Consider the following 3317-nt stretch of genomic DNA (forward strand, 5'->3'; position numbering starts at 1 on the left):
GTGAAGATCGCCTGCGTCGGCGAATCGACCGCCGACCGGGTGCGCGCCTTCGGGATCAGCCCCGAGCTGGTGCCCTCCGGTGAGCAGTCGTCGCTGGGTCTGCTCGACGAATTCCCGGACTACGACAGCATTTTCGACCCGGTGAACCGGGTGCTGCTGCCGCGGGCCGACATCGCCACCGAGACGCTGGCCGAGGGTCTGCGTGAACGTGGTTGGGAGATCGAGGACGTCACCGCCTACCGGACCGTGCGGGCTGCCCCGCCGCCGGCGGCCACCCGCGAGATGATCAAGACCGGTGGCTTCGACGCGGTCTGCTTCACCTCCAGCTCGACGGTGCGCAACCTGGTCGGCATCGCCGGCAAGCCGCACGCACGCACGATCGTCGCCTGCATCGGACCGAAAACCGCTGAAACCGCAGCCGAATTCGGTTTGCGCGTCGACGTGCAACCCGAAACCGCCGCGGTCGGTCCGCTGATCGAGGCGCTGGCCGAGCATGCCGCCCGGCTCCGCGCCGAGGGTGCGCTGCCGCCGCCACGTAAGAAGAGCCGCAGGCGGTAATGTCCTACCCCCGGCAGCGTCCGCGTCGACTCCGGTCGACTCCGGCGTTGCGCCGGTTGGTGGCGCAAACATCGCTGGAGCCAAGGCATCTGGTATTGCCGATGTTCGTCGCCGACGGCATCGACGAGCCTCGGCCGATCGACTCGATGCCCGGCGTGGTGCAACACACCCGCGAGTCGCTGCGCGCCGCCGCCGCCGACGCGGTGACGGCCGGAGTCGGCGGCTTGATGCTGTTCGGTGTCCCGCGGGCCGAGGACAAGGACGCGGCGGGGTCGGCGGGTTCGGATCCCGACGGCATTCTCAACGTTGCGCTGCGCGACCTGAGCAAGGATCTCGGCGACGCGACCGTGTTGATGGCCGACACCTGCCTGGACGAGTTCACCGACCATGGGCACTGCGGTGTGCTGGACGAACGCGGCCGGGTCGACAACGACGCCACCCTGAAGCGCTACGTCGAACTTGCGGTCGCGCAGGCAGATTCGGGTGCCCACGTGGTAGGCCCGAGCGGCATGATGGACGGCCAGGTAGCGGCGATCCGCGACGGTCTGGACGCGGCAGGTCGCACCGACGTCGTCATCCTGGCCTACGCGGCCAAGTTCGCGTCGGCGTTCTACGGCCCGTTCCGCGAAGCGGTGAGTTCCAGCCTGTCCGGCGACCGGCGCACCTACCAGCAAGAGCCGGGCAATGCCCGCGAGGCGGTCCGCGAGGCGCAGTTGGATCTCGACGAGGGTGCCGACATCGTGATGGTCAAACCGGCATTGAGTTACCTGGACATTGTGTCTGCGGTGGCCTCGATTTCACCGGTGCCCGTCGCCGCCTATCAGGTGTCGGGGGAGTACGCGATGATCGCGGCTGCCGCCGCCAACGGGTGGATCGACGAGCGCGCCGCCGCACTCGAGTCGTTGACCAGCATCAGGCGCGCCGGCGCTGACATCGTGCTGAGCTACTGGGCCGCCGGCGCGGCCAACTGGTTGTCGTGACGGCTCCCGTTGAACCCAGGCCCCAGCCGCCGACCCGGCCAGTCGACGTTGACACCGGCTTCTGGTTGTGGCTGGCCGCGGTGCCGCTGATGGTGATCGGCTATGTCGCTGACCTGGTCGGCTCGTCGAACGGCCAGGGGGCGATGCCGCTCCTCGTCGCGCAGGGGTTGTTCGTCGCGGTCTTGTGTGCCATCGTGGTGACTTTCCTGATCCTGATGCGCGCCGGATACCGTTGGGCCCGAACCGTTTTGAGCGGCGGAGCGACTGCCACCGTCGTCTACGTCGGCATCCGCCTGTTCACGGTCACCTGGCCGCCGATGTACGCCGTTGCGTGTGGCGTCGCCGGGATCACCGGATCGGTGCTGATCGCCGGCGGCATGTTCTTGTTGCACCGCGGCGACTCGCACAACTACTTCACCAGGTGAGCGCTACAAAGGTGAATTTCCCGGGGACCGTGGAACGCTGTAGTCGTGAGCCGCTGGTAGGGCCCCAGGTTGTTGGGCCGCAGGTCCAGCAGGGGATGATGGTGCACGTGACTGCCGACACGGACGCCGAAGCGGCACCGCTCTTTCGTGAGGTCGGTGCGAGCTGGTACTGGCTGCTGGCCGGGCCGATTTCGGCCGCAATCATGCTGTGGATCGAGAAGTCCAACGGCAACGGCTGGCAGATCTGGATCGCGGTGTTCTTCCTGGTGGTCCTGACCAGTTTCATCGCGCTGCAAGTCAAAGCGGCCCGCCTCCACACGTCGGTCTTGCTGACCCCGGAAACGCTGCGACAGGGCACCGAAACCATCCAGGTGTCCGAGATACTCAAGGTGTACCCCGAAGCCGATCATCCGCAGGCAGCCAAGAAAGACGTGGAGCGTTGGCAGTCCGCTCGCGCGCTCGGCGAGCTGGTCGGGGTGCCCAAGGGCCGGACCGGCATCGGCCTGCGGCTCACCGGCGGCCGGACCGCCCAGGCGTGGGCACGCCGACACCGGCATCTGCGCAACCTGCTGACCCCGTTGGTCGAGGAACGCGTCAGTCCCAACGAGCTCCCGCCGGAACACGACGACGACAGTTCACGCTGGTAATGGCACGTTTCCGAGCTCTCGTCGAGCTCGCGCTGGCCGTTGTCGCGGTCGCGGGCTGCGCGTTCAGCTGGTCGGGTGTCCGATCCACCGTGGAAGTGGCACCTGTCGCCAAGGACCAGCCGATGACCACCGCGGTGGTCTATGACCCCTCGCTTTTGCTGTTGACCCTGCTGCTGGCGACGGCCGCCGGAATGCTGCTGGTTGTCGGCATCGCGGGGTTGCGGCGGGTCGCTCGGCCCACGACGGCATGACCACCACCGAACTCGACCTGCGCGGCATGAGCTGCGCGTCGTGCGCTGCCCGCGTCGAGGGGGCATTGAACCGACTCGACGGCGTGCGGGCAGCGGTGAACTTCGCGCTCGAGCGGGCCCATGTGCAGCACGAGTCCGAGGTGTCGGCCGGTGATTTGATCCGCGCCGTGGAAGCGACGGGCTACCACGCATCGATAGCCGTCGACCTCTTTGGCGACGATGACCAGCCGCAGGACCTGTTGCGCTCACGGCTGATCTGCTCGGCGCTGCTGGCGATTCCGGTCGTCGCCGTGTCGATGGTGATGGGCTGGCGGTTCGCCGGCTGGCAGTGGATGGCGCTGGCGTTGACGACGCCGATCGTGGCGTGGGGCGGCTACCCGTTTCATCGCTTGGCGCTGCTCGGCGCCCGGCATCGCACCTCGACGATGGACACCCTGGTGTCGTTGGGCACGCTGG

General features: G+C 67.8%; 6 protein-coding genes. All 6 read left to right on the forward strand.

The annotated features are described in order from the left end of the window. Positions 1–558: uroporphyrinogen-III synthase (locus tag WAN02_RS20290; RefSeq protein ID WP_422266022.1), on the forward strand; the 558-nt coding region annotated here is incomplete at its 5' end. Beyond that, on the forward strand, positions 558–1538 hold the full coding sequence (gene hemB, locus WAN02_RS20295; RefSeq protein WP_422266023.1) for a porphobilinogen synthase: 981 nt from the start codon (positions 558–560) through the stop codon (positions 1536–1538). The genes WAN02_RS20290 and hemB, both read left to right, overlap by 1 nt. Then, the gene (locus WAN02_RS20300; protein ID WP_422266024.1) at positions 1535–1963 is read left to right on the forward strand and encodes a hypothetical protein; all 429 of its coding nucleotides are present in this window, start codon (positions 1535–1537) and stop codon (positions 1961–1963) included. The genes hemB and WAN02_RS20300 overlap by 4 nt, the downstream gene beginning before the upstream one ends. A gap of 107 nt (positions 1964–2070) precedes the next feature. Further along, positions 2071–2610 (forward strand): DUF3093 domain-containing protein, encoded by a 540-nt coding sequence (locus WAN02_RS20305; RefSeq protein WP_422266025.1) that lies wholly within the window; start codon positions 2071–2073, stop codon positions 2608–2610. Then, positions 2610–2861 (forward strand): hypothetical protein, encoded by a 252-nt coding sequence (locus tag WAN02_RS20310; RefSeq protein WP_422266026.1) that lies wholly within the window; start codon positions 2610–2612, stop codon positions 2859–2861. Before WAN02_RS20305 ends, WAN02_RS20310 begins: the two co-directional genes overlap by 1 nt. Then, positions 2858–3317: cation transporter (locus tag WAN02_RS20315; protein ID WP_422266027.1), on the forward strand; the 460-nt coding region annotated here is incomplete at its 3' end. The genes WAN02_RS20310 and WAN02_RS20315, both read left to right, overlap by 4 nt.

Source organism: Mycobacterium sp., from assembly GCF_049281135.1.
Taxonomy (GTDB): domain Bacteria; phylum Actinomycetota; class Actinomycetes; order Mycobacteriales; family Mycobacteriaceae; genus Mycobacterium.